This is a genomic window from Stenotrophomonas maltophilia (assembly GCF_025642255.1).
Classification (GTDB): Bacteria; Pseudomonadota; Gammaproteobacteria; order Xanthomonadales; family Xanthomonadaceae; genus Stenotrophomonas; species Stenotrophomonas maltophilia_P.
Window position 1 is genome coordinate 3,123,891 of the sequence record NZ_CP106759.1, and the last position, 26,572, is coordinate 3,150,462.

20 protein-coding genes are annotated in these 26,572 nt (G+C 68.1%); 9 read left to right on the forward strand and 11 right to left on the reverse strand.

Annotation, left to right across the window (positions count from 1 at the left end; all coding sequences use genetic code 11):
- Positions 1-8: 8 nt before the first annotated feature.
- From N8888_RS14365 to N8888_RS14395, 7 genes are all read right to left on the reverse strand, one after another.
- Complete coding sequence (locus tag N8888_RS14365) at positions 9-2,051, reverse strand: DNA repair helicase YoaA (protein WP_263175381.1); 2,043 nt, start codon at positions 2,049-2,051, stop codon at positions 9-11.
- A gap of 202 nt (positions 2,052-2,253) precedes the next feature.
- Positions 2,254-2,793: a hypothetical protein gene (locus N8888_RS14370; protein ID WP_065174783.1), complete on the reverse strand. Its 540-nt coding sequence runs from the start codon at positions 2,791-2,793 to the stop codon at positions 2,254-2,256.
- Positions 2,790-5,231, reverse strand: a complete 2,442-nt coding sequence (mrcB, locus tag N8888_RS14375; RefSeq protein WP_065174782.1) for a penicillin-binding protein 1B — start codon at positions 5,229-5,231, stop codon at positions 2,790-2,792. The genes N8888_RS14370 and mrcB overlap by 4 nt, the downstream gene beginning before the upstream one ends.
- Positions 5,232-5,306: 75 nt before the next feature.
- Positions 5,307-6,251 carry a glycosyltransferase family 2 protein gene (locus N8888_RS14380; RefSeq protein ID WP_111186726.1) on the reverse strand — a complete coding sequence of 315 codons (945 nt, stop codon included), beginning with the start codon at positions 6,249-6,251 and terminating at the stop codon, positions 5,307-5,309.
- Complete coding sequence (locus N8888_RS14385) at positions 6,248-7,240, reverse strand: glycosyltransferase family 2 protein (protein ID WP_263175385.1); 993 nt, start codon at positions 7,238-7,240, stop codon at positions 6,248-6,250. The genes N8888_RS14380 and N8888_RS14385 overlap by 4 nt, the downstream gene beginning before the upstream one ends.
- A 68-nt stretch (positions 7,241-7,308) precedes the next feature.
- Positions 7,309-8,880, reverse strand: a complete 1,572-nt coding sequence (locus N8888_RS14390) for a hypothetical protein (RefSeq protein WP_263175386.1) — start codon at positions 8,878-8,880, stop codon at positions 7,309-7,311.
- Positions 8,881-8,910: 30 nt separating this feature from the next.
- A complete protein-coding gene (locus N8888_RS14395; RefSeq protein ID WP_263175388.1) occupies positions 8,911-11,064 on the reverse strand; it encodes a bifunctional (p)ppGpp synthetase/guanosine-3',5'-bis(diphosphate) 3'-pyrophosphohydrolase in 2,154 nt (717 codons plus the stop codon).
- A gap of 129 nt (positions 11,065-11,193) precedes the next feature.
- On the opposite strand from N8888_RS14395, the gene N8888_RS14400 reads away from it, so the two are divergent.
- Complete coding sequence (locus N8888_RS14400; RefSeq protein ID WP_065174777.1) at positions 11,194-11,730, forward strand: hypothetical protein; 537 nt, start codon at positions 11,194-11,196, stop codon at positions 11,728-11,730.
- A gap of 46 nt (positions 11,731-11,776) precedes the next feature.
- Here the strand turns inward: N8888_RS14400 and hrpA are convergent, their stop codons facing one another.
- Positions 11,777-15,859, reverse strand: a complete 4,083-nt coding sequence (gene hrpA, locus N8888_RS14405; RefSeq protein ID WP_263175390.1) for an ATP-dependent RNA helicase HrpA — start codon at positions 15,857-15,859, stop codon at positions 11,777-11,779.
- An 86-nt stretch (positions 15,860-15,945) separates the two neighbouring features.
- Between hrpA and N8888_RS14410 the strand changes: the two genes are divergently transcribed.
- The 6 genes from N8888_RS14410 to N8888_RS14435 all read left to right on the forward strand — a co-directional run bounded on the left by N8888_RS14410 (position 15,946) and on the right by N8888_RS14435 (position 22,872).
- Entirely contained in the window at positions 15,946-16,494 is a 549-nt protein-coding gene (locus N8888_RS14410) for a Dps family protein (RefSeq protein ID WP_053518946.1), read from the forward strand.
- Positions 16,495-17,059: 565 nt separating this feature from the next.
- On the forward strand, positions 17,060-18,862 hold the full coding sequence (gene recQ / locus N8888_RS14415; protein ID WP_053520157.1) for a DNA helicase RecQ: 1,803 nt from the start codon (positions 17,060-17,062) through the stop codon (positions 18,860-18,862).
- A 151-nt stretch (positions 18,863-19,013) separates the two neighbouring features.
- Positions 19,014-19,394: a CopL family metal-binding regulatory protein gene (locus tag N8888_RS14420; protein ID WP_053520158.1), complete on the forward strand. Its 381-nt coding sequence runs from the start codon at positions 19,014-19,016 to the stop codon at positions 19,392-19,394.
- 74 nt (positions 19,395-19,468) lie between these two features.
- Complete coding sequence (locus N8888_RS14425; protein WP_065182602.1) at positions 19,469-21,277, forward strand: copper resistance system multicopper oxidase; 1,809 nt, start codon at positions 19,469-19,471, stop codon at positions 21,275-21,277.
- The gene (locus N8888_RS14430; protein WP_263175394.1) at positions 21,274-22,278 is read left to right on the forward strand and encodes a copper resistance protein B; all 1,005 of its coding nucleotides are present in this window, start codon (positions 21,274-21,276) and stop codon (positions 22,276-22,278) included. The genes N8888_RS14425 and N8888_RS14430 overlap by 4 nt, the downstream gene beginning before the upstream one ends.
- A gap of 81 nt (positions 22,279-22,359) precedes the next feature.
- The gene (locus tag N8888_RS14435; RefSeq protein ID WP_065174771.1) at positions 22,360-22,872 is read left to right on the forward strand and encodes a GNAT family N-acetyltransferase; all 513 of its coding nucleotides are present in this window, start codon (positions 22,360-22,362) and stop codon (positions 22,870-22,872) included.
- A 33-nt stretch (positions 22,873-22,905) separates the two neighbouring features.
- Here the strand turns inward: N8888_RS14435 and N8888_RS14440 are convergent, their stop codons facing one another.
- Positions 22,906-23,223: a TFIIB-type zinc ribbon-containing protein gene (locus N8888_RS14440; RefSeq protein ID WP_263175396.1), complete on the reverse strand. Its 318-nt coding sequence runs from the start codon at positions 23,221-23,223 to the stop codon at positions 22,906-22,908.
- 150 nt (positions 23,224-23,373) lie between these two features.
- On the opposite strand from N8888_RS14440, the gene N8888_RS14445 reads away from it, so the two are divergent.
- Positions 23,374-24,135, forward strand: a complete 762-nt coding sequence (locus N8888_RS14445; protein WP_111186736.1) for a CPBP family glutamic-type intramembrane protease — start codon at positions 23,374-23,376, stop codon at positions 24,133-24,135.
- 92 nt (positions 24,136-24,227) lie between these two features.
- Positions 24,228-24,650 carry a response regulator gene (locus tag N8888_RS14450; protein WP_065174769.1) on the forward strand — a complete coding sequence of 141 codons (423 nt, stop codon included), beginning with the start codon at positions 24,228-24,230 and terminating at the stop codon, positions 24,648-24,650.
- Between the two features lie 37 nt (positions 24,651-24,687).
- Here N8888_RS14450 and N8888_RS14455 read toward each other — a convergent pair whose 3' ends face one another.
- Both N8888_RS14455 and N8888_RS14460 read right to left on the reverse strand, forming a co-directional pair.
- Entirely contained in the window at positions 24,688-25,626 is a 939-nt protein-coding gene (locus tag N8888_RS14455) for an alpha/beta hydrolase (protein ID WP_263175399.1), read from the reverse strand.
- An 82-nt stretch (positions 25,627-25,708) separates the two neighbouring features.
- Entirely contained in the window at positions 25,709-26,557 is an 849-nt protein-coding gene (locus N8888_RS14460) for an alpha/beta hydrolase (protein WP_263175400.1), read from the reverse strand.
- Positions 26,558-26,572 lie beyond the last annotated feature (15 nt).

A 26,572-nucleotide genomic window follows, 5' to 3' on the forward strand; every position in this document is an offset into this window, starting at 1 on the left:
GGGTCGGATCAGAACAGGGGGAACGTGCCACCCGGGGCGGGGTGCGTGGCCGCCACAGGGGCGTCCGGCGCCCCAGCATCGGTGGCGGGGTGCCATTGTGGCGCAAAGAAGGACTGCACATCGGCCAGACTGCGGGTACGGCGGAAAGGTGGCAGCGAGTCGAGGAAGACCCGGCCATAGCCACGGTTGAGCAACCGCGGGTCGCACAGCACCAGCACGCCGCGATCACTCTCACTGCGGATCAGCCGGCCGACGCCCTGCTTCAGCGCGATCACGGCCTGCGGCAGCTGCTCGTCGCGGAACGGATTGCCCCCCTGGCTGCGGATCGCCTTCAGCCGCGCCTCGTAGACCGGATCGTCCGGCGCGGCAAAGGGCAGCTTGTCGATCACCACGACGCTCAATGCTTCGCCGACCACGTCCACCCCTTCGCGGAAACTGGCCGAGCCCAGCAGCACGCCGTTGCCGGAATCGCGGAACTGCTGCAGCAAGGTGGCGCGTGGCGCCTCGCCCTGCACGAACAGCGGCCACGGCCCATCGCGCAGCGCCTCAGCCGCTTCGCGCAGGGCCCGGTGCGAGGCGAACAGCAGGAATGCACGGCCCTGCGAGGCCTGCAGCACCGGCCGCAGGACCTGGATGAGCGAGGTGCCGAACCCCCGCGCGGCGGGATCGGGCAGGCCTTCGGGCAGGTAGCACAGTGCCTGCTCGGGCCAGTTGAATGGACTGGACTGGACCAGTGTCTGCGGATCATCCAGGCCGAGCCGGCGGGCGATGTGATCGAAGCCACCACCGACGGTCAGCGTCGCCGACGTGAAGATCCATGCGGCACGACTGCGCTCGCGATGCTCACGCAGCGGACCGGACACATCCATCGGCGTGCGCTGGCAGCGGAATCCGCGCGGGGTAAGTTCGTACCAGAGCACATCGGCGCTCGCCGCCTGCGCAGGGTCGGCATCGAAATCAAGCGCCGGTTCGTCATCGCCCAGCCATCGCCCCAGACGCGATACCGCCTCGCGCGCACGTGCGTGGCAGGCATCGAGGCCTGCGGCGGCTTCGCGCAGCGGCTGCAGCGCCTGCTCCAGATTCACCAGACCGGTCATCACCGCATCAAAGCCATCGCGCACCTGCGGCATCGCCAGTGCGCGCCACTGCGTGCCACGGGATGGCAGGCCATCCATTGCCGAGCGCAGCGCACGCAGTGCCTCCTGCAGATGATCGACCGGCGCCTGCAGCGCTGACTGTGCGCCACCGACACAGCGCGCCTCGGCCAGACAGTCCCGGCCCAGCTCCTGCCAGGGTCGCATGCCGAAGCCCTCACCGAAGAACTGCGCTGCCAGTTCAGGCAACTGGTGCGCCTCATCGATGACGAAGGCCTGTGCGCCCGGCAGCAGCTCTCCGAAGCCCTCCTGCTTCAGCGCAAGATCGGCCAGCAGAAGATGATGGTTGACCACCACCACGTCCGCAGCCTGAGCGCGTTGCCGCGCGCGCACCACGAAGCAGTCATCCCAGAACGGACACTCGGTGCCCAGGCAGTTGTCGACGGTGGAGGTAACCATCGGCAGCAAGGGTGAGTCATCGGCCAGGCCTTCCAGTTCCGCGATGTCGCCATGTTCGGAACGACCGGACCAGGCCAGGATGCGCTGGAACTGCGCCGCCTGCTCCGGGCTGGAGAAGCGTGGCTCGCCACGCGCCTGCTGCAGGCGGTAACGGCACAGGTAATTGCTACGCCCCTTCAGCAGCGCGCTGCGCAGGCCGACCCCCAGTGCCTGGCGCACGCGTGGCAGGTCGCGATGGTAGAGCTGGTCCTGCAGCGCGCGGGTACCGGTGGAAATGATCGTGCGCAGGCCGGACAGCAGCACCGGCACCAGGTAGGCGAACGTCTTGCCGGTACCGGTGCCGGCCTCGGCCAGCAGCAGGTCGCGCTGCTGCAGCGCATCGGCGATGGCCTCGGTCAGGCGCAGCTGTGCCGGACGCGGGACGAAGGCATCCAGGTGCGAGGCAAGCGCGCCGCCTGCGCTGAGTGCTTCGCGGCTGGCGTAAACAAGGTCGGACATCAGACGGAAAGGATACCGGGCCGGGCGCTGCCCGGCACCCGTTTGTAGCGTCGAGCTTGCTCGACTGAACTGGAAGGGGTCAGAGCCGTTTCCTTTCGGAAAACGGCTCTGACCCCATCGCGAGCGCGCGACCGGCTTCTGATCTTTCTGTTCTCGCCCGCGGCCCGCGCGGCGTGTGACGCGCCCGATGGAGGGGAATACCTCAGTACCGCTTGATGCCCGGTACCGTGCACCCTTCCAGCTGTGCATGCGCCGACACCGCGTTCTCCTTCTCCCCGCGCGCCAGCCGTGACTGCTCGATCGTCGCCCAGTGGCGCCGGCACAGCGGCCCGGTCTTCGACCCCAGATCGATGGCCTTGCGCGCGAACGTCTCCGCCTCCGACCACTTGCCCTGCAGCAGGGCGATTTCGGCCCGCTCCTGCAGCACTGCGGGGTCTGCGGCGACGATCTGCAGCGCCTGATCCAGGCTGGCGGCGGCGGCCGGCAGATCGTTGGCCTGGCGCTGCGTCAGCGCGGTCTGGCGCAGATCCTCAACCTGTGGATCGCGCAGCGGCTGCACCGACAGTTCCTTGTCATCCGGTCCCGCCGCCGCTTCGACCGCAGCCAGGCGCTGCACCGGCGTGGTGGTAGCGGCGACCGGCTTGACCACCGGCGGCGCGCTGCTGACACAGGCGGCCAGCACCACAGTGAGGCCGGCCAGGGTGAGCGGATGCAGGAAAGTTCGAAGCGTCATCGGATTCATCGACTCGGAGGAGGAGTGGTCGCCGCCGGCGCGGCTGCGGGTTCTTCCGCCGGTTCCGGCTTGCGATCCAGGCCGAACCAGCTGCGCCAGCCACCGCCTTCGCTGCCGGCGCCGTCCTGGGCTTCGGGCGAAACCGCCGGCGCGCAGGGCGCATATGCCGGCGCATAGCCGACCACGAACGGGAAGCGCCGCGCGCCCGGACAGCCCTCATCGGTACTGTTGGTGCCGCTGGCGGCGATCGGCTGCCAGTCCAGCCCCTTGTTGCTGACCCGCAGCGGCGCGCTCGGCAGGCGCTGGAAGATGCCCGACCACACGCGCATCGCACCGGTGGCGCCATACAGCCCGGCCTGCTCGTTCTGGTCGTTGCCCATCCAGATCACCGCCAGGTGGTCGCCGGTGTAGCCGGCATACCAGCTGTCGCGGCCATCATTGGTGGTACCGGTCTTGCCGGCCGGCTGCAGGCGGCCCAGGCCGTCTGCGTTGAGGCGCTGCGCGGTGCCGCTGGCAACCACCTGCTGCAGGCCGATGCTGATCAGGTTGGCCGCGATCGAATCGCCTTCCTGTGCCGGCGCAGGCGACTTGTCATAGCGCTTGAGCAGCTTGCCCTGCGGATCAAGCACGCCACGCACCGCGTGCAACGGCTGGATCTCGCCGCCCGAGGCCAGGAACTGGTACAGCTGCGCCATCGCATACGGGCTCTGGTCGGTCGAGCCGAGAATCACGGCCGGATTCGGTTCGGCCTTGATGCCGGCCAGCACGTGGATCAGCTGGGTCACACGCTCTGGACCGACCTGCATGCCGACCCGCACCGTGGCCTGGTTGTAGGAATTGGCCAGCGCATCGATCAGCCGCACGGTGCCATGGCTGCGGTTGTCCGCATTGCCCGGGCTCCAGTTGCGGCCACGGCTCAACTGGACGGTCACCGGCGAATCGTCAACCCAGCTCGCCAGCGAGTAGCGGTCCGGCTGGGCCAGCGCCAGCAGGTACACGAACGGCTTGAGCAGCGAGCCGACCGGGCGCTGCGCCTCGATGGCGCGGTTGAAGCCGACCTCGGAGACCTCGCGGCTGCCGATCACTGCCAGCACGTCGCCGTTATGCACGTCGGTCAGCACCATGCCGGCCTGCAGCTCGGGACGGCGCTTGCTCTCCAGCGACTTGATGGTACGGGTCACAGCGCCTTCGGCGTAGGCCTGCGCGGACGGCGACATGCCGGTCATGACGCTCAGGCCCGCGCCCTGCAGTGCGGACTCGGGATAATCGTGGCCGAGCTGGCGACGGACCAGATCGACATAGGCCGGGAAGCGGTTGGCGGCGACCAGGCCCGGTGTCTTCGGCACCCCCAGCGGAGCCTTCAGCGCCCGCTGGTATTCGGCATCGTCGATCAGCGCCGCTTCGCGCAGCTTGCCCAGCACGAAGTTGCGACGATCCAGCGCCCGTTCCGGGTTGCGCCGCGGGTCGTAGTAGGACGGGCCCTTGACCAGGCCGATCAACAGCGCGATGTGCTCGGTTTCCAGCGACGACAGGTCGCGGCCGAACCAGAATTCGGCGCCGGAGGACATGCCATGGATCGCCTGGCTGCCGCGCTGGCCCAGGTACACCTGGTTCAGATACGCCTCGAAAATGGTGCGCTTGTCGTAACGCGCTTCCATGATCAACGCATACAGCACTTCATTGAACTTGCGGGTGAGGGTCTGCTCCTTGCCGATGCCGAGCAGGCCGCTGCGGGCCAGCTGCTGGGTCAGCGTGGACGCACCCTGCCGGCTCTGCCCGCCGGAACGGACGGTCACCCAGACCGCACGGGCGATGCCCGACAGGTCGATGCCGTGATGGCGGTTGAAGTCCTTGTCCTCCACCGCCTGCAGGCCGGTCACCAGCAGGTCCGGCGCCTCGTCCATGCGGATCAGGCGACGCTCTTCCTGCTTCTGGCCGTACAGCGTGGCGATGCGTGCCGGATCCAGGCGGGCGGCCTTGAGCGCCTTGCGGCTGTCGGCATCGCGCAGCGACGCGACGGTGCCGCCAGCGAGCGACAGCTCGACGCGACGTGCGGCCACCCGGCCATCGACGTCGGCGTAGCCACGGCTGGCAATGACGAAGCGGCCACCCTTCACCGCGTAGGTGGCCGGCTCCCTGCCTTCGCCGTCATCGCGGTAGGCGGACGCGGCCAGTTCGGTCTTCAGGGTCGCCGCATCCATCGCCTTGCCGGGCGTCAGCACCAGCGGGCGGGCGTAGACACGGGTCGGGATCTGCCAGCGCAGCTCTCCGAAACGCTGGGTCACCTGCTGGTTGAGGTACAGGGTGTACGGGATCAGGAAACCCAGTCCCAGTGCGACCGCTGCCATGCTCCAGGTGATCAGCCTGCGTCGCCAGGGCGAGCTGCCGCCCTCCTGGTCGTCGTCGTCGAAATCGTCGTGGTCGTCGGAATCGTAGCGTCGGGGCACGGGAAAAGCATGGCAGGGGCGTCAGCGGAGTCTACCCCAGCCCTTTCCCCAAGACAGGTTCGATCGGTCGTCCGTTCAGCGATGGCCCGGCGGCAGCGGACCGGCCCGGCCGCGGATGCCGTCCCACAGCCCCTTCAACATGAACCGCAACCGAATCCAGCGCGGCGCCAGGAACAGCCCGTTGCCCACCAGCTTCAGCAGCAGGCGTGGCACGTCCTGCGCGATCCAGACCCGCGGCGTATAGGCGCGCCCGTAGAGCAGCACGCGGTTGCGCATGATGAAATACAGGCGGAACGGCTTGTGCACGATCACGCCGTCCGGCTTCGCCCGCGACGGCAGCAGTTCCTCGCCGATGCTGTGGCTCATCTGCGCATCGCAGATTCCGTACAGCGCGTGGCCACTGCGTTTGGCGCGGAAGCACCAGTCCATGTCCAGGTTGTCGATGAACAGGCTTTCGTCCATCGCACCGATGTCACGCAGCGCCGACATCGGCACCAGCGATCCGGACGTGATGAGGAAGTCGCAGGAGATGCGCTGGCCCGGGCCGCCACGCAGCTTGTGGTTGAAGGGGAAGCCGAAGCGGACGAACGGGGCCAGCATGCCGCTGCGTGCGTCGCGGAACTGCGGTCCCACCGCAGCGATCCGCTCATTGCCCGCCAGCTCGACCAGCGCGGTGCCCAGCACGTCGACCATGCCTGGCTCCAGCACACTGTCCTGGTCCATCAGCAGCACGTAGTCGAACCCCAATGACTGCGCCTGCTCATACGACCGGTTCAGCGCACTGCCGAGCCCGACGTTGTGCGGCGAGGCCAGCAGGCTGATGCCGGGCGCCGCGCCCAGCAGCGCTTTCACATCCACACCTCGGCTGCCGTTGTCGAACACCACCAGATGCCCGACCTGCTGCAGCACGCTGTCGACCACCCGCCGCAGCAACTCCGGATCGGGGCCATAAGTAACGATCACGGCGCAGACGCGGTGCGCGTCGAAGGCAGCACGCGCTGCCGGCATCTGCGAAGTCATTGGATTCCCTGCACGAGGTCGCTGGCCGCCGAACGCAGGCCGTTGGAAAAACGATGATAGCGGCCACTGCCCAGCTCACGGGCGATGTGCAGCATGCGGGACGGCAGCCGGGTTGGCGCGCAGGCCCGCGCCTCGGCATGGCGCAGACGCTGGTCCAGTGTCGCCAACTGTGCGGCATCCAGTGCCGGCCGGCCCAGCCGCGCCTGCTCCTGCAACGAGCGCAGGCGGGCCAACGCCGCCGCGAGGTAGGTGCGGCGCGCGGAACCACTGCCCACGGCCCGCTCCAGCAGCCCGCGCTGGCGCGCGCCCACCTGGTTGTCGCCATGCTGCCGGTAGTCGGTGGTGATCGCTTCGATGCTGTCCAGGCCACCGCTTGCCGCCGCCACCAGCGCCAGCCATTCGTCGTGGATCCAGCCCTTGGCCACCGGCAGCGCCTGCGTGATCAGGCCACGCCGCAGCGCGGTCACGGCGCCGGTCACCAGATTGCGGCCCATCAGCAGCTCGAAGCCTTCACCGCGGTGTTCACGGTCCAGGTCGCGGCGGCTGATCGACAGCGCCTGGAACAGGGTTGCCGGCAGCGGCCGGCCCTGCGCATCGACCAGCCGTGCATCGCTGTGCAGCAGTTGTGCCGTGGGCCGCGCGGCGAACGCCTGCAGGAAGGTGGCGACCTTGTCCGCATGCCACACATCGTCCTGGTCGCACAGGAAGACGATGTCGCCGCTGCAGGCCGACAACGCGGTTTCGAAATTGCGCACGTAACCGACGTTCTGCTCCTGCTGCCGCAGCACCACCTCGATGCCGGCCGCACGCAGCGCTTCAGCCTCGTGCAGGAGCACGGCCCAGGTACCATCGGCAGAAGCATCGTCGACCACCACCACCTGTGTCGGCAGTACGCTCTGCGCGGCGATGCTGCGCAGTTGGGCGGCGACATGGCGCTCACCCTGCCAGGTACACAAGGCAACGGAGACGGTGGGTGCGACGCTGGACATGTTCTGGGGAGCGGCCGGAGCGGCTGGACTATACCCGACTGGCACCCCCGGCACGAATGGTCGTCGCATCAGCGCGGCTGCGGCTCGCCACCTGCGCGCCGCAGCCGTTCCTCGAATGGCGGCAGTTCGGCCAGGTCCGGTTGCAGCCGCCGCGCCTGCTCGGCGGCATGCGCGGCAAATGCCAGATCGCCGCTGCCCAGCCGTTCGCTGCCGATCGCCAGCCAGCGCTGGGCCAGGCGCAGCCGTGCGGTCGGCAACCCGGCGTCGGTCGGCGCCAGCGTCTGCCACGCCTGCAGACAGGCGCCGGCGGCCTGCACCCGGTTCTGGCGCAGGTTGTCGTCGAAGCACTGGCGGCTGGCCGGCAGCAGCCGCGTGGCAGCCGCTTTCACGCGGGTGTCGCGTGGGGCCAGCGACTGCGCTTCGCGCAGCGCATCGAAGGCACTGTGCCCGGGCGGACTGATCCATTGCCCTGCACGCTCGGCGCGTTCGACCTGGCGCAGGTGATCACGCAGCAGACGCTCACGCTGGCTGCTGCTGATCGACGGCTGCTGCAGGGCCTGCTGCGCCTGCCGTGCACGCTGCAGGCGCTGCTCGAGCTGCTGCCTGGCCGCTGCCGAGGCACCCAGCGACGCTGCCAATGCGGCATCGCGCTGTGCCGCCTCGAACTGGAAGTCATCGGCCCGCTTCTGGCTGCGTGCGAGGACCGCCTGCAGTGTCTGCTCCCGGCCGCGCTGGGCACTGGGATCGTCGGCCGCCACCGCCAGGACCGCCTGGAAGCCCGCCGCCGCCGCTTCCAGCTGCTGTCGTTTCAACGCACGCTGCGCCTGCCGCAATCGCTGATCCATCGCCTGCGCCAATGCTTCCTGGCTGGCCGGCAGGTCGGCGTGCCCGGCATCGAACTGACGTGCCCGCTGCACCACCGCGGCCGCGTCGGCCAGATCACCTCGCGCGGCCAGGGCACGCGCCTGCTGCAGCAGGTCACTCAGTGCATCCTCGCGACCTTCCAGCGCCGATAGGTTGTCCGGCTGCAGGGCCAGAATGCGCTGGAACATCGGCAGGGCGCTGCTGTCGCCGTCATCCAGGCGCCCGGCGGCGAGTGCGTTGCGCGCCTGCGCAAGCATCGCGCCAATCCCTGCCCCGGCCGTGCGACGTGCCCGCAGCTGGCGCGCCAGCGCATCGGTCTGGCTCTGCGGCACCTGCAGCTCGCGTGCCAGCGCCAAGGCCTGCGCACTGGCGTCCAGATCCCCGGCCTGCAGCCGGTCCTGCGCCTGCTGCAACGCAGCGGCACCGGTCCGTGCCAGGCCCTCGCGCGCCTGCGGGCGATCGCCGTCGAGCGCAAGCGCGGCCTGGTAGCGCTCGCGCGCACCACTGCCATCGGTGGCGGTCAGCCGTCCCGCCGCCAGCGCACGATCACCTTCGGCCAGCAGCTGTTCGATCTGCGGTTCGTCCCAGAACCAGTCCGCCAGCGGCTTGCGCAGCAGCACCAGCAGCACGAACACCGCCATCGCCGCCACCAGCGCCCAGCGCCAGACCCGGCGCGCATGCCGCGCCTGCAGCCACCACCAACGGCCTTCACGGCGGACGCGGTCCAGCGCAGGATGTTCGGCGCCGTGAGGGCGATGCGGAGGCTCGCGTTCCATGCGTGCAGGGTAGCCGGGGTGGCGTGAAGCTCAGCCGAGGCGACGTGCCTCGCTGACACCGGGCAAGGCATCGAGCTTGCCCAGCAGCGTCGACAGCTGGCCGTAATCGCTCACCTTCAGCCGCAGGCGCAGGTGGGCACGGCCGCTGTTGCGCACGTTGTCGCTGTGGATGTCGAGCACGTAGGCGTCTTCCTGGGCGATCAGGTTGGTGATGTCCTTCAGCAGCCAGCGGCGATCGACCGCATCGACCACCACGTCCACTTCGTAACCGCCGCCCGCCTGCCCCCATTCCACCGGCAGGATGCGTTGCGGGCTGGCCGCGGCAAGGCGGGCCAGCGCTGCACAGTCTGCGCGATGCACCGTGACACCCCGGCTACGGGTCAGGTAGCCGACGATGGGTTCGCCCGCCACCGGCTGGCAGCAGCGTGCCAGCTGCACCAGCAGGTTGCCCACGCCCTGCACGGTGAACTTGGACTTGCCCAGGTTCTCGCGCCGTGCGGTCGGGCGTGGCAGGGTCGGCGGCGCTGGCTGGCTGGCCGCACGTTCGGCCTCCAGCAGCGCGCGGCTGATCTGGTTGGGGCCGGTATCGCCCAGCGCCACCTGGATGTACAGGTCGTCGACGCTGTCGGCATGGAACTTCTTCGCCGCGGCCGCCAGATCCGAATGCTGCAGCCCGAGCCGCTTGAGCTCGCGCTCCAGCAGTTCGCGGCCTGCCTGCACGTTGCGCGCGCGGTCAAGCTTGTGGAACCAGCTGCGTACCTTCTCGCGCGAGCGGTTGCTGGCCAGGAAGCCGTTGGCCGGTATCAGCCAGTCGCGGCGCGGATCGGCCTCCTTGCCGGTAAGGATCTCTACGCGGTCGCCGCTGCGCAGGCGGTAGGTCAACGGCACGATGCGGCCGTTCACCTTGGCGCCGCGGCAGCGGTGTCCCACCATGGTGTGCACCTGGTAGGCGAAGTCCAGTGGCGTGGCCCCCTGCGGCAGATCCAGCACTTCGTCCTTCGGGCTCAGCGCATAGACGCGGTCCTCGGTGAGCTCCGCATCCAGTGCCCCGGCCAGTTCATTGCCCTGCCCGTCCTGCGCCTGCTCCAGCAGCTGGCGCATCCAGGTGATCTTGCGGTCGAAGGCCTTTTCGGCGCCCTTGCCACCTTCCTTGTACTTCCAGTGCGCAGCCACGCCCAGTTCGGCCTGCGCATGCATCTCGTGGGTGCGGATCTGCACTTCGATGGTGCGCCCTTCCGGGCCGACGACGGCGGTGTGCAGCGAACGGTAGTCGTTGGCCTTGGGTCGGGCGATGTAATCATCGAACTCGCTCGGCACCGGCGCCCACAGCGCGTGCACCACGCCCAGCACGGCGTAGCAGGCCGCGACGTCGTCGACCATCACCCGCACCGCACGGATGTCATACAGCTGGTCGAACGCCAGCCGCTTCTTCTGCATCTTCCGCCAGATGCTGTAGATGTGCTTCGGCCGCCCGCTGACCTCGGCCTTGATGCCCTGGGCCGACAGTTCGCGCGAGAGCACCTTCTTGACGTTCTCGACGTAACGTTCGCGGGCGATACGCGTCTCATCCACCTCGCGGGCGATGCGTCGGTAGGTGTCCGGCTCCAGATGGCGGAACGCCAGGTCTTCCAGCTCCCACTTCAGCTGCCAGATGCCCAGGCGGTTGGCCAGCGGGGCATGGATGTCGCGGGTCAGCTGGGCCAGCGCGCGGCGCTGCTCCTCCTCCAGCCTGTCGGCCGCGCGCATGCGCGCCAGCTGCCGCGCCAGCAGGATCGGCACCACCCGCAGGTCGCGGATGATCGCCAGCAGCAGCCGGCGCAGGCCCTCGCTGTTGCGTCCGGCCTCGCGACCGGCGTGCAGCGCCCATACCGGGTCGGCCGCGTCCTGGCCGTCGAGCAGGCCGATCACCGCCGCCCGGTGGCTGCCAAGCGGCAACTGCTCCAGGTGGGCGCGCAGGCCGGGCAGGTCGAACAGCAGGGCCGCGACCACCGCGCCTTCGTCCGCCGAGAGCATTGACAGGGCATCGAGGGTGTCGCCCAGCACCGACCAGCTGGCGCGCATCTGCGTGTCAGTCCCGGCAGCTTCCCAGTACTCGCGCAGGGCCTGGCGCAGCGGAGCGGGCAGCACCGCTGCCGAGGGACGGTTCAACAAGGCATCCAGGCCGGGGACGGAAGCGCGGTTCACAGCATCGAGCAGGCAAGACAGAGGCCCCTACACTAGCGCCGGCACCGTTCAGGGACAATCGCCACCGCTGCATCGCCGGGCATGAGCACATGCCGCTACACTCGCGGGCAAACCCCGGAGAGACCTGTCATGCCTTCCATTGTCCTGCGCGCCCGTCCACGGCTGCTGGCCTGTGCCGCCGTGCTGTTGTCCCTGTCCGCGCCCGCCCTGGCGCAGCGCGTGGTGGAGGGCGATCTGCAGCAGCAGATGTCACCGGCCGAGTTCAAGGCCGCCGGCCTGGACAAGCTCAGCGCCGCCGAACTGGCCTCGCTCAACCGCTGGCTGCAGGGCAAGGTCGAAGCCGCTGCCACCGAGGCGGTTGCCGCCGTGCGCGAGGAAGCGCGCGAGGAGGGGCGACAGGAAGTGATCCGCAAGAACCGTGGCTTCTTCGACTTCGGCAGCAATGAGCCGATCACCGGTGTGCTGCAGGGCGAGTTCCGCGGCTTCGGCAAGGGCCGCGTCTATTCGCTGGACAACGGCCAGCAATGGGAACAGACCGACACGACGTCAATTTCCGGTGTCCGCAGGCAATCACCCAAGGTCAGCATCACCCCGGGCGTGATGGGTGTGTGGTACCTGAAGGTCGAGGGCGTCAATACCCAGCCCAAGGTCCGTCGCACCAAGTAACGCGCGACCTGTCCGAATGCAGCCAGGCACTGCCCGGCTGCACGCTTCATGCCTGGCGCAGTGCCGCCACCCGCTGCGCCAGCTTCTTGGCCGAGATGCCGGTGCGCGCCCCCAGTTCCTGGGCGAACAGCGAAACCCGCAGCTCCTCCAGATCCCAGCGCAGCGCCTGCCACTGTGGCCGCTCGCGCAGGCCCTGCTGTTCACCGGCAGCCAGCGCCTCCAGGAACGGATGCAGTTCCAGCATGCGCGCCTGGTCACGTGGCGGGTCACGCTTGGCACGTTCGGTGCGAAGGATCATCGCCTTCAGGTAACGGGGATACTGGGCCAGCGCATCAGCCGGTGTGTCGCGCAGGAAGCCGGGGTGGATCAATCCCGCCAGCTGCGCTTCCATGTCGTCCAGGTTGCCCCGTGCCCAGCCCATCAACGGCGCTTCCAGCATCGGCTTCAGTTCCGCCACCAGCGCCAGGATGGTCTCGGCCAGCTTCAGCCGCGACATCGCCTCGCCGAACAGGGCCTTGGCTGCATGCTCGCGGCGCTGTTCGAAGGCCGCCGCATCGCGGATGTCTTCCAGTCCTTCGGCCAGCACGGCGTTCATCGCCGCATCCACCAGATCGCCTCGCAAGCGCTCCTGCGATTCGATCGCCGCATACAACAGGCCCGTCTTGGCACCGACCGGCAGCTGCTTGCAGGCCTGCTTGACCTTGTCGGCCAGCGCGATTTCCAGCAGGCGGCGCACGCCCAGTGGATGGGCCTCCTCGGCCTGCTGGCGGTCGGCGAAGATGCGCAGGGCCACACTGTCACCCTCGTCCAGCAGCGCTGGATAGGCGGGCACGCCCGCCTCACCGGGTACCTGCAGTGGAATCGGCGCAGCCGGGAAGGTGCGCAGCCCATCGGCCGCCATTTCGCGACCGGCACGCGCGGCAAAGGCATCGCCGGCACGGCCGCCGAATCGCGCCCGCAACGCGTCGAGGTCACGTGAGGTGGCCAGCACCTTGCCCTGCTCATCGCGCAGGCGCAGATTCATGTGCAGATGCGGCTCGATGGAATCCGGCTCGAAATCAGTCGCCGCGACCGGGGCGCCGGTCGCGCGCGACAGGAAGCGTGCCAGTTCGCCGGTAATCGCATCGGCACTGGCATTGGGGAACGCCTCATGGAACGCACGGCCGAAATCAGGGGCCGGCACATAATTGCGCCGCATCGCCTTGGGCAGGCTGCGGATCAGCGCTGCCGCCTTGTCGGCGACGAAGCCTGGCGCCAGCCAGCCCAACTGCACTGGATCGAGCGCGTTGAGCAGGTGCAGCGGCACCTCCAGGGTGACACCATCATCTTCGGCACCCGGCTCGAAACGGTAGTGCAGCGGCAGCCTTGCCTGGCCCAGCGGCAGATACTTCGGATAACGCTCCTGTTCGCTGCCTTCGCCCGGCAGCAGGTCCGCCAGCGTCCAGTGCAGCCCCTTGCGCTGTGCGGGCGGCAGTTCCTTCCACCACGCGTCCAGGCCGGATGCCGAATGGATGTGGGGGGGAACCCGGTCCAGATACCAGCGCGCCTGCCAGTTTTCATCGGCAACGATGCCAGCCCGGCGCAGCTTCGCTTCTTCCTCGCGCGCCACCTCCAGCACTTTCTGGTTGTCTGCCACGAAGCTGGCGCGGGTGTTGATCTCGCCGGTCACCAGCGCCTGCCGCACGAAGATGTCGTGCGCCTCGCCGGGTGCGATGCGTCCGTAATGCACCGGCTTCTTCGGCGCCAGCACCAGACCGAACAGGCTGATCTGTTCCGATGCCAGCACCTGGCCCTGCGCACGCGACCAATGCGGGTCGAAGTGCTTGCGCAGGAGCAGGTGCGGCAGCTCGGCGATCACCCAGTCCGGCTCGATCGCCGCCAGGGTCATGCCCCACACTTTCTGCGTGTCGAGCAGGTTGGCCACCAGCAACCAGGGAGGTGGCCGCTTGGACAGCACGGAACCGGGGAACGGCAGGAAGCGGCGCTGGCGCGGCGCGAGGAAATCCCCCTTCTCGGTGCGATGGCCGATCTGCGTAGGCAGGCCCGCCACCAGCGCACGATGCAGCGTCTGATAGGCCGAAGCCCGCACGCGTTCACTGAAGCCGCCGCCGGCAGGCGCCTGCTCTTTCTGCGCCCGCGCCGCCACCGGCGCCGGCACGGCGTCTGCCTTGCCCTCGCGGGCCAGGCGGGCAGCGCGGTGCAGCTGGCCCCGCGTGGCTTTCACCGCTGCCGCGTCATCACGTGCGGCCGCCGGCGCACTGCTGCCCGCCAGCAACGGTGCCATCGATGCTTCCACGGGCTCTTCCTTCCAGCCCAGCTCCTCGCACAGCAAGCGTAGTTGGCGATGCAGCTCGCGCCACTCGCGCATGCGCAGGAATCCAAGGAAATGCCGCCCGCACCAGTCGCGCAGCTTGGACTGGGTCAGGTCTTCATGGGCCTGCCGGTAGGCATCCCACAGGCGCAGCACGCCGACGAACTCGGAGCGGCCGTCGGCGAACTGGGCATGCGCGGTGTCGGCGGCCCCCCGTGCCTCGGCCGGTCGCTCGCGCGGGTCCTGGATGCCCAGGAACGAGGCGATCACGAGCATCGGCCGCAGGCAGCCGGCCGCCTGTGCCGCCACCAGCATGCGTGCCAGCTTCACATCCACCGGCAGGCGCGCCATCTGCTTGCCGATCGCGGTCATGCGCCGCTCGCTGTCGATCGCGCCCAGCTCGGTCAGCTGCTGCCAGCCATCGGCCACCGCACGTTCGTCCGGTGCTTCCAGGAAAGGAAAATCCTCGATGCGGCCCAGACCCAACTGCAGCATGCGCAGGATCACCCCGGCCAGGCTGGAGCGGCGGATTTCCGGATCGGTGAACTCCGGCCGGGCCTGGAAATCGGCCTCCGCATACAGGCGGTAGCAGATGCCCTCGGCGATACGGCCGCAGCGGCCCTTGCGCTGGTTGGCGCTGGCCTGCGAGATCGGCTCGATGTGCAAGCGGTCAAGCTTGTTGCGCGGGCTGTAACGCTTGACGCGGGCGAAGCCCGGATCGACCACATAACGGATACGCGGCACCGTCAGCGAGGTCTCGGCCACGTTGGTGGCCAACACGATGCGCCGGCTCGGCCCGGGGTTGAACACCCGGTCCTGGTCCTGGTTGGACAGCCGTGCATACAACGGCAGCACCTCGGTATTGCGGTACCGGCGTCGCTCCAGCGACTGGTGGGCGTCGCGGATCTCACGTTCACCCGGCAGGAAGATCAGCACATCGCCCCGCGCGTCCAGGCGCGTGATCTCGTCGATCGCCGACACGATCGCATCGTTGACGGTGCGTTCGCCCTCCTGCTCGCCCTCGCCTTCCAGCGCGCGGTAGCGCACCTCGACCGGATAGGTACGGCCCTCCACGCTGATCACCGGCGCGTCGTCGAAATGCTGGGCGAAACGGTCGGTGTCGATGGTGGCCGAGGTGACGATCAGTTTCAGGTCCGGCCGCTTGCGCAGCAGCTGCTTCAGATAGCCGAGCAGGAAGTCGATGTTGAGGCTGCGTTCATGCGCTTCATCGACGATGATCGTGTCGTAGTTCGACAGCCAGCGGTCGCTGGCGATCTCCGCCAGCAGGATGCCGTCGGTCATGAACTTGATGCGGCTGTCCTCGCTGACCTTGTCGTTGAAGCGCACCTGGTAGCCGACCAGCTGGCCCAGCTCACTGTGCAGCTCCTGTGCCACGCGGCTGGCCACCGCGCGTGCGGCGATCCGGCGCGGCTGGGTGCAACCGATCATGCCGGCCTGGCCACGGCCGGCGGCCAGGCACAGCTTGGGCAGCTGGGTGGTCTTGCCCGAGCCCGTTTCGCCCGCGATCACCACCACCTGGTGATCCCGGATCAGCGCGATGATGGCATCGGCTTCACGCGCAATCGGCAGCTGGGGGTCCAAAGTAATGGCTGGTTGCTGCTGCGCCCGTTTCTGCCGGCGCTGCACCGACGCCTGCAAGGCCTGCTCGAAGGTAGCAGCCAGTGCCGCATCCTGTGGCTTGGCCTGGCAACGCGAGAGCATCCCCAGCAAACGGCCCCGGTCGCGGCTCATTGCGCCGTCGATGGCGGCGCGCTGTTGGCGCAGGCGGGACTGCGGCATTTTGTCGATAGCGTTCATCAATCGGTTCGTTTAAAACTTTGAAAGCAAACAGTCGTCAAGACTGATTTATTGTGAAGATCAACGATTCCACAAGGAGGAACCCCATGGCGAAGACCAAGAGCCCGACCAAGGCCAAGACCGGCAAGCAGAAGCTTGCCGCTGCGGCGCCGTCGGCCCCCAATATCGATATCGGGATCACCCAGGGCGACCGCAAGAAGATCGCCGACGGTCTGTCGCGCTTCCAGGCTGACGCGTTCACGCTCTACCTGAAGACGCACAACTTCCACTGGAACGTGACCGGGTCGATGTTCAACTCGCTGCACACCATGTTTGAAACACAGTACACCGAGCAATGGGCGGCCCTGGACGATGTGGCCGAGCGCATCCGCGCGCTGGGCTTCAATGCCCCGGGCTCCTACCGGGAGTTCGCTGCGCTGACCTCGATCGCCGAGGAGCCGGGCCTGACCGACAGTGCGGACTGGCGGGAAATGGTACGCCAGTTGGTGGTCGCCAACGAAGCGGTCTGCCGTACGGCGCGTGAAGTGCTGGAGGTGGCGGCCAAGGGCGATGATGCCCCGACCGAGGATCTGATGACCCAGCGCCTGCAGACCCACGAGAAGTATGCGTGGATGCTGCGCTCCCTGCTCCAGTAAGGGTTGGGGGGTGTTCGGCAGGGCTGCGCCCTGCACCCGCAGAAGCAACTGCAACGGCAACGGCCGGAGCAAAAGCGGGTTTCCTGTGGGTTGGCGGGGTGGGTCCGGTTGCGGGGGACGCCGCAAGTACGTCCCTGTAGGCTCGGTCGCGCCATCCATGGCGCTCACGCCCCCGCAACCGGACCCACCCCGCCTTCGACAGATCTCCGCGAGCTGTCAGGACATGCCTTGGGGTCGGATCCGTTTTCCGCAGGAAAACGGATCCGACCCCATTCTGTTTGTCGATCTCTGACAGATTTCATCCACGCAGGGCGTGGATGGCCCCACCGTCACCGGGAAACTGTCAAAGGTGGGGCGGTGTCGGAGTGCGGGGTGTCAGCCGCATGGATGCGGCTGCCAAGCCTACACGGACGTACTTGCGGCGTCCCCGCACTCCGACACCGCCCCACCAGACCGCGGATCAGCCCAGAGCCGGCTGTTGCCTTTGACGTTGCACTGGCTTGCAGCAGGTGCAGGGCGCAGCCCTGCCGAACCCCTACCCCTCCCTCCGGGGTAAACTAGCGCGATGGCTTCCCGTCCCGCGCACGACCTGCTCAACCGCGTCTTTGGTTACGACGATTTCCGTGGTCCGCAGCAGGACATCGTGGAGCACGTGGCTGCCGGTCACGACGCCCTCGTGTTGATGCCCACCGGCGGTGGCAAGTCGCTGTGCTACCAGGTGCCCGCCCTGCTGCGCGACGGATGCGGCATTGTCATCTCACCGCTGATCGCACTGATGCAGGACCAGGTCGAAGCCCTGCGCCAGCTGGGTGTGCGCGCCGAATACCTGAACTCGACGCTGGACGCGGACACTGCCGGCCGCGTCGAACGCGAACTGCTGGCCGGTGAGCTGGACATGCTTTATGTCGCACCCGAGCGCCTGCTGACGGGTCGCTTCCTGTCCCTGCTCTCGCGCAGCCGGATCGCCCTGTTCGCGATCGACGAAGCCCATTGCGTGTCGCAATGGGGCCATGACTTCCGCCCCGAGTACCGCCAGCTGACGGTGCTGCACGAGCGCTGGCCGCAGATTCCCCGGATTGCCCTGACAGCCACCGCCGATCCGCCGACCCAGCGCGAGATCGCCGAGCGCCTGGACCTGCAGGATGCCCGCCATTTCGTCAGCTCCTTCGACCGCCCCAACATCCGCTACACCGTGGTGCAGAAGGACAACGCACGCAAGCAGCTGACCGATTTCCTGCGCGGCCATCGCGGCGAGGCGGGCATCGTCTACTGCATGTCGCGGCGCAAGGTCGAGGAAACGGCCGAGTACCTGCGCGGACAGGGCTTCAACGCCCTGCCCTACCACGCCGGCCTGCCCGCCGACGTCCGCGCGGACAACCAGCGCCGCTTCCTGCGCGAGGACGGCATCGTCATGTGCGCCACCATCGCCTTCGGCATGGGCATCGACAAGCCGGACGTGCGCTTCGTTGCGCATACCGATCTGCCCAAGTCGATGGAAGGCTACTACCAGGAAACCGGCCGCGCCGGCCGCGATGGCGAAGCGGCCGAAGCATGGCTGTGCTACGGCCTGGGCGACGTCGTGCTGCTCAAGCAGATGATCGAGCAGTCCGAAGCCGGCGAGGAACGCAAGCAGCTGGAGCGGTCCAAGCTCGACCACCTGCTCGGCTACTGCGAATCCATGCAATGCCGCCGCCAGGTGCTGCTGGCCGGCTTCGGGGAGACCTATCCCCGCCCCTGCGGCAACTGCGACAACTGCCTGACCCCGCCAGCGGCATGGGACGCGACGGTTCCCGCGCAGAAGGCGCTGAGCTGCGTCTACCGCAGCGGCCAGCGCTACGGCGTCGGCCACCTGATCGACATCCTGCGCGGCAGCGAGAACGAGAAGGTGCGCCAGCAAGGTCATGACCAGCTCAGCACCTACGCCATCGGCCGCGACCTGGATGCACGGACCTGGCGCAGCGTATTCCGCCAGCTGGTGGCCGCCAGCCTGCTCGAAGTGGACAGCGAAGGCCACGGCGGCCTGCGCCTGACCGATGCCAGCCGCGACGTACTGAAGGGCCGCCGCACGGTGAACATGCGCCGCGAGGCTGCGACCAGCGCCGGCCGCGAACGCAGCGCGCAGCGCACCGGCCTGTCGGTCCCCCCGCAGGATCTGGCCCTGTTCAATGCCCTGCGCGGCCTGCGTGCCGAACTGGCCCGCGAGCAGAACGTGCCGGCCTTCGTGATCTTCCACGACAGTACCCTGCGCAACATCGCCGAACAGCGCCCCACCAGCCTGGACGAGCTGGCCCGGGTCGGCGGCATCGGTGGCACCAAGCTGAGCCGCTATGGTCCGCGCCTGGTGGAAATCGTGCGCGAAGAGGGGTAGCGCCGGGCCTCCTGTAGAGCCGAGCCCACGCTCGGCTGTTGCCGCAGAAGCAGCCGAGCGCGGGCTCGGCTCTACATTGGTGCCGCTCCAATCTTGAACCGGCCATTCAGCCGGAAGTGCATCCGGGCCCGCTTGCGGCTAGATTAGCGCCATGTCCCTGGCCTCGACCCTGCTCCGCGTCGTGCTCATGCTCAGCCTGTTGCTCAACGGGCTGAACGCGGCCATGGCCAGCGGTCATGAGGAGATGGGCCGCATGGCCCACGTGATGATGGCGACGATGGCGGGCGACGCCGACTGCCATCACCACGCCGCCATGTCCGCCGACGAGGCGCCGCAGGCCCAACCGGCGGCCCACGATGCGCATTGCCAGATCAAGGACTGCCTGCGCAGCTGTGCCCAGCATCCCCTGCTGGCGGTGCAGGCGCTGCCCTTCATGGCCGGTCCCGGCCTGTCGCTGACACCGCAGCCGATGCCGGCCAACGGCCGCCCGGCGCCGCCGTTGCCGCCACTTTCCCGCCCCCCCATCGCCTGATCCACACGCGTCGTGCGCCACGCGCACTCAAGCCGGCCCGCTGCCGGCGTCCTACCGTGTCTGGAGTCACCACCATGAATACCCGCATTCCCCCCGGCCCGGGCGCCCTGCCCATGCCGTCGCGCCGCCTGTTCGTTCAGGGTCTCGCCGCTGGCGGCGTGGTTGCCGGCATCGCCGCGGTCGGCGTGCCGCAGCGCGCGCTCGCTGCGGCCAGTGCCGCCCCGCGCCTGGCCGGCGCACCGGCCGTGCTGACCGATACCCGCCTGGAACTGGCCATCGGCGAATCGCTGGCCAACTTCACCGGTCGCACCCGGCCGGCGATCACCGTCAACGGCTCACTGCCGGCACCGATCCTGCGCTGGCGCGAGGGCCAGACCGTGGATCTGTTCGTACGCAATACGCTGGACCGCCACCCGACCTCGATCCACTGGCACGGCATCCTGCTGCCGGCCAACATGGACGGCGTCCCGGGCCTGAGCTTCAACGGCATCGGTCCCGGCGAGACCTACCACTACCACTTCCAGCTCAAGCAGTCGGGCACGTACTGGTATCACAGCCATTCGATGTTCCAGGAGCAGGCCGGCCTGTATGGCGCACTGATCATCGACCCGGCCGAGCCGGCCCCGTACCGGCACGACCGCGAGCACGTGATCATGCTGTCGGACTGGACCGACATGGACCCGGGTGCACTGTTCCGGCGCATGAAGAAGCTCGCCGAGCACGACAACTACTACAAGCGCACCCTGCCCGACTTCGTGCGCGATGTGCGCCGCGATGGCTGGTCCGCGGCGCTGTCCGACCGCGGCATGTGGGGACGGATGCGGATGACACCCACCGACATCTCCGACATCAACGCGCATACGTACACCTACCTGATGAACGGCACCGCGCCGGCCGGCAACTGGACCGGGCTGTTCCGCACTGGCGAGAAGGTGCTGCTGCGCTTCATCAACGGCGCCTCGATGACCTACTTCGACGTGCGCATTCCCGGCCTGAAGATGACCGTGGTCGCTGCCGATGGCCAGTACATCCATCCGGTCAGCATCGATGAGTTCCGCATCGCCCCCGCCGAGACCTACGACGTGCTGGTCGAACCCAGCGGGCAGGATGCGTTCACCATCTTCTGCCAGGACATGGGCCGCACCGGCTACGCGGCCGGCACCCTGGCCGTGCGCCACGGCCTGCAGGCGCCGGTTCCCGCCCGCGACCCGCGCCCGCTGCTGACGATGAGCGATATGGGCCACGACATGGGCGGCGGTCACGGCGGTCATGACATGGCCGCGATGAAAGGCATGGAAGGCGGCTGCGGCGCCAGCATGGGGCACGGCGCGCATGGCGGCGCGACGACCACCGGCAAGGCACCGCAGCACCCGGCCAGCGAACGCAACAATCCGCTGGTGGACATGCAGAGCTCGGCCACCGATCCCAAGCTGGACGATCCCGGCATCGGCCTGCGCGACAACGGCCGCCAGGTGCTGACCTACGGCGCGATGCGCAGCCTGTTCGAGGACCCCGATGGCCGCGAGCCCAGCCGTGAGATCGAGCTGCACCTGACCGGCCACATGGAGAAGTTCTCCTGGTCGTTCGACGGCATTCCATTCGCCAGCGCCGAGCCACTGCGGCTGAACTACGGCGAGCGCATGCGCATCGTGCTGGTCAACGACACGATGATGCAGCATCCGATCCACCTGCATGGCGTCTGGAGCGATGTGGAGGACGCGCAGGGCAACTTCCAGCTGCGCAAGCACACGGTGGACATGCCGCCGGGCACCCGCCGCAGCTACCGCGTGCGCGCCGATGCGCTCGGCCGCTGGGCCTATCACTGCCACCTGCTCTACCACATGGAAGCGGGGATGATGCGCGAAGTGAGGATCGAAGAATGAAGCGCTCCCTTTTCTCCCCCAGCCTGCTGGCAATGGCCCTGACCGTCGCACTGCCTGCTTTCGCACAGTCGCACGCGGGCCATGACATGCCCACGCCCGCACCGGCACCGGCGCCGAAGACCAAGCAGCCCACTGCCGAAGACGCGGTTGATCACTCGAAGATGGATCACTCGAAGATGGATCATTCGACGATGGATCATTCGACGATGGATCATTCGACGATGGATCATTCGAAGATGGATCACTCGCAGATGGATCACGCGGCGATGGGTCACGGCACGTCCGCGCCGACCGAGCCGCGCGAGCCCATTCCAGTGCCCACCGACGCCGATCGTGCCGCCGCGTTCCCGCCCATCGCCCATGGCGCGATGGAGCATGCGCCGGAAATCAACAGCCTGCTGCTGATCGACCGCCTGGAGCATTGGGACGGCAAAAACAGCAACGGCCAGGCCTGGGAGGCCACCGGCTGGATCGGCGGCAACATCAACCGCCTGTGGCTGCGTACCGATGGCGAGCGCAGTGAGGGCCGCACCGAATCCTCGGCGGTGGAAGCACTGTACGGGCGCAGCGTGTCGCCCTGGTGGGATGTACTGGTGGGTGTCCGCCAGGACTTCCGCCCCGCCGATTCCCGAACCTGGGCGGCCATCGGCATCCAGGGCCTGGCGCCGTACAAGTTCGAGAGTTCAGCGACGCTCTATGCCGGCTCCGGCGGACAGCTGCTGGCCAAGGCCGAAGTGGAGTACGACGTGCTGCTGACCAACCGGCTGATCCTGCAGCCGCTGGTGGAGGCCACCGTGGCCAGCAAGGACGAACCGGAGTACGGCATCGGGCGCGGCCTGAACAAGGTCGAGGCCGGACTGCGCCTGCGCTACGAGTTCAGCCGCCGCTTCGCGCCTTACATCGGTATCACCCATGAGCGCAGTTTCGGCGATACCGCCGACTATGCCGGCGACCACGCGCGCGACACGCGCTGGGTAGCGGGCGTGCGCATGTGGTTCTAGTCGGCACAATGCGTGCAGCAGCCGGCCCCGGTTCAGACCGGGGCCGGCTACACTGCGGCACGTTCTTTCGCAGCTTGCATCATGGCCTTGCAGATCCGCCGCGCCACCTTCGCCGACGCTGAAGCGCTCTCAGCGATCGCCATCGCCACCTACACCGAAACCTGGGGCGACTCCTATCCGCCGCAGGATCTGCATGCGTTCCTGCATGCGCACTACAGCACGCAGCCGCAGCGCATCGAGCTGTCCGATCCACGCAGCGCGGTCTGGCTGCTGCTCGATGGCGATACGGTGGTTGGCTATCTGGCCGCAGGAGCCAACACCCTGCCGCATGTCGACGCCCGCGACGGCGACATCGAACTCAAGCGCCTGTATGTGCTGGCGGCGTACCAGAACGGCGGCCACGGGGCGCGCCTGATGGAGGCGTTCCTGCATTGGCTGGATACGCCGCAGCGCCGCACACTGTGGGTCGGCGTCTGGGAGGAGAACCTCGGCGCACAGCGCTTCTACGCGCGCTACGGTTGCAGCAAGGCCGGCGAATACGACTTCATCGTCGGCGACAGCCGCGATCGCGAGTTCATCCTGCGCCGGGCCTGACGCCCCCGGGATCGCCGCTGCCCCGTGGGCCTGTCAGAAATCGAACAGGTCGGACAGGAAGCTTTCCTTCTTCTTTTTCTTGTAGCCGTAACCGTGCTGGCCACGGCTTTCGTCGTGACGCTGGCCAAGGTGGCGGGTATCGCGGTGCATCACCGGCAGTGGCACTGCCGCCGGTTGTGCCTGTGCTGGCGGCGGTGGCGGCACCGCCGCACCGGCATTGGCGCGCTCGATGATCTTGTCCAGTTCGCCACGATCCAGCCACACGCCGCGGCAATTCGGGCAGTAGTCGATCTCGATGCCATGGCGCTCGGCCATCTGCAGGGTCTGGGTCTTGCACACGGGGCACAGCATCGGCATTGCTCCTGTCAGGTCTGATCTGGACTCTACCTGCCCTGCGATGACTGTCCGGCAACGCATGACCGATGGCAGGGGGACTTCCGGCGCGTGCCCTGCATCGCGCCGCCTCGCACACTGCGGTCTGGTCCCGCATGGAATGCGCTGATGAGTGTCCTGTCCCGCCTGCCGACTGCCGCCCGGATCCTGCTGGTCCTGCTGGGAACGGGCCTGGGGCTGAACGTACGTGACATCGCGGCGGCGCTGGGGCGGCCCATCCCCGGCCTGCCGATCCCCTATGGCGGCAGCCTGCTCGACAACGCCCTGGCGGTGCTGGTGGCCGTGCTGCTGGCCCTGCTGCTGCGTCCGCGCCACATGGGGTTGGCCGAAAGCCTCGGCCTGCGCGGCAACGGGATGCGCGGACCGCTATGGGTGCTGCTGGCCAGCCTGCCCTGCTGGGTGGGTCTGGCCGTGCTCGGCCGACCCAACACGGCGCTGACCGCCCTCGATGCGACGATGCTGGCCGTTCTGTTCCCGCTGGCCGAAGAGATTCTGTTCCGCGGCCTGGGCTTCATTCTGCTGGTGAAGATCGTGCGCGGCCCGTGGCCCTTGCTCGCACTGCCGCAGGCCCTGTTGTTCGGCATGGTGCACTGGCTTGGATTCGGCGGTTTCGATGGCGGTGGGGTGGCGCTGTTCGTCGGCGCAGTGATCGCCTTGGGGGGCTTCGTCTTCGCCTGGCTGGACCGCCTGGATGGCAACACCCTGTGGTGCGGCCTGGCGCTGCACGTGTCGATGAACCTGGCCTGGAACGTGTTCAGCCTGGATGACGCCGTGGCGCTCGGTTGGCAGGCCACCAGCCTGCGCATCGGCACGGCTCTGCTGGCGGTCGCGGTCCTGGCCTGGGACATGCGCCGGCGCCGCCGCCTGTAACATCCACGTGGCTTGCCGTGCACGCCGGGATCACTACCGGATTGCGCATACTTGCGCGCCTTTTCACCGTCGCTGTCCGGAGTTGTCGCGTCATGTTGCTGTCCAAGCGCCACGTTGAACCGCGCGTCCTGCTGATCGAGGACGCGGAGGAGACCCGCGAACTGAGCCGCATGGCGCTGGAAAGCCAGGCCTGCCACGTGGTGGGGGTGAGCTCTGCAGAAGCAGCGCTTGGACTGCTGGCCGCTGGTGAGCGGTTCGACCTGCTGTTCACCGACGTCAATCTGGGCCCGATCAGCGGCATCGAAGCCGCCAACCGGGTCCGCGGCCTGCATCCCCAGCTGCCGATCCTGGTGACATCGGGCATGGACCAGCACGCCGTCCTGCCGCAGCTGCGCGACGGCATCCATTTCCTGCCCAAGCCGTACAACATGAGCGAGCTGCTCGATGCGATCCGCCTGTGCTTCCGCCACGCGGATGTGGGCGTATTGACCGGGCCGGATGCACAGGCGGCGTGAAGCGTCCATCCACGTCCTGCGTGGATGACATCCGCCATCAACCGCTGCTGTACGGCCCGGTGCCCGGAAACACCCTCAGCAGCGCGCGCGTGATCACGTCCGGGTAGACCGTGAAGTGGTCCTCGTCATCGATCACCATGTTCTCCACCTTCAACGAACGCCCGCTGCTGCGCAGCTGCTCGGCGAACTCGGCGTTGTCGCGCAGCATGTCGTTGCGGGTGAAGTAACGCGGCTCGGGCTTGACCGTTTCAAAGCTGCCTACCGACAGCACCACCGTGGTCGGCTCCGTCGGCGCCTTGGCCTCCGCCTGCATGCGCGGCACGCGATGATCATCGAACCACAGCGACGGACTGGACAGGATGTAGCTACGGAACATGTCCGGGCGCGTGGTCAGCACATAGGCACCGAACAGGCCACCATAGGAATGGCCTGCATAGGCGCGCCGCGCCGGATCGGTGCGGTAGCGCGCATCGATCATCGGCAGCACCTGCTCGGCAAGAAAGTCGCGATAGTGCGCGGCACCGCCGTAGCTGACGTCATCACTGTAGTCCCGCGGATCGGTACGTGCCGGGTCGCTGGGCGTGTAGTCGCGCGAGCGGCTCTGCCTGGAGGTCAGCCCCTCCTGCGGCGGCAGCCCCACCAGGATGAAGTCTTCGATGTTGACGCCCCGCTGCCCCACCATGTGTCGCACGCTGCGTACCAGCGGGAAGCTGTACAGCGCGTCGGTCACGTACAGTACCGGATAGCGCTTTTCCGGATGTGCGGCGTAGTCGGCCGGCAACGCCACCCACACCGGGTAATCGCGGCCGACCGGATCGTGCACGCGCAGCGCCTCGGTATCCGGCAGCACCACACCCGGCGCGACGGTAGACGCGCTTTGCTTTGCCTCACTCTGCGCCGCCGGTGGCGCCACCGACATCGCACAGCCACTTACGGCCAGACAGGCCGCCACACTCCATCCACGCACACGCTGCATCCACACGCTCCCGTTACGGGCGGCGCACCGGATGGCGCCGCTGCCGCATCCTTGCATGCGGTGCACGCCGGTGCCAGTGCGGTCAGGGCGAAGCTGGCGGCGCGGGGAACAGCGTGCGCAGTGCCTGCAATGCGGCCGGGTGATAGATCGTGGCGTGGGTTTCTTCCGGCAGCGGCAGGTACTTCACCAGCGGCGACGGCGACGGCTGTTGCAGCAGCGTGGCCAACTGCGCCGCGGAACTGGCCAGTTCCGGTTGCCCACTGCTGGCCAGGAATACGCGTGGCTTTGCCTGCGTCACCGCCGGCAGCTGCGTGGCTGCGCCGGCCAGCAAGGTGCCACGGTTCCACCACAGGCTGGGATCGAGCGCGATGTAGCTGTTGAACAGCGACGGTTCCTGCAGCAACGTCTCGACCACGAACAGGCCGGCCAGCGACTCGCCGATCAACGCACGCTCGTCGGTGGTCGGATAGCGCTGGCGCACCTGCGGCATCAGTTCATCGCGCAGGAAGGTGCGGTAGGCCGCCGAACCGCCGATGCGCGGCGCGATCTTCTGGTCCTGCGGGTCCTTGCTGGGGCCGGTCATGTCGCGGCGGCGCTCGGTGGTCTCGATGCCAACCAGCAGGAACGGACGCATGCCGCCGTTGCCGCTCAACACCTGCACCAGCCCCGCCACATGCAGGAAATCCTCGCCGATGCCGCCGTCGGGCATGTAGAGCACCGGCAGCGGCGTGTTCGGGTCCAGCCCCAAGGGCTGGGGGCGGTAGACATTGATGCGGCGGGTCTCGCCCAGCGCCTTCGATTCGAGGGTGAAGGTTTCGCCGATCACCAACGGGGTGGCTTGCGTTGTCTGTGTGGATGGGGCCGGCTCGGCGGCCATCAGTGGCGCGGCGGACACGGCGGACAACAACAGCGACAGCATGATGAAGCGCATGGGGAACCCGTCCTG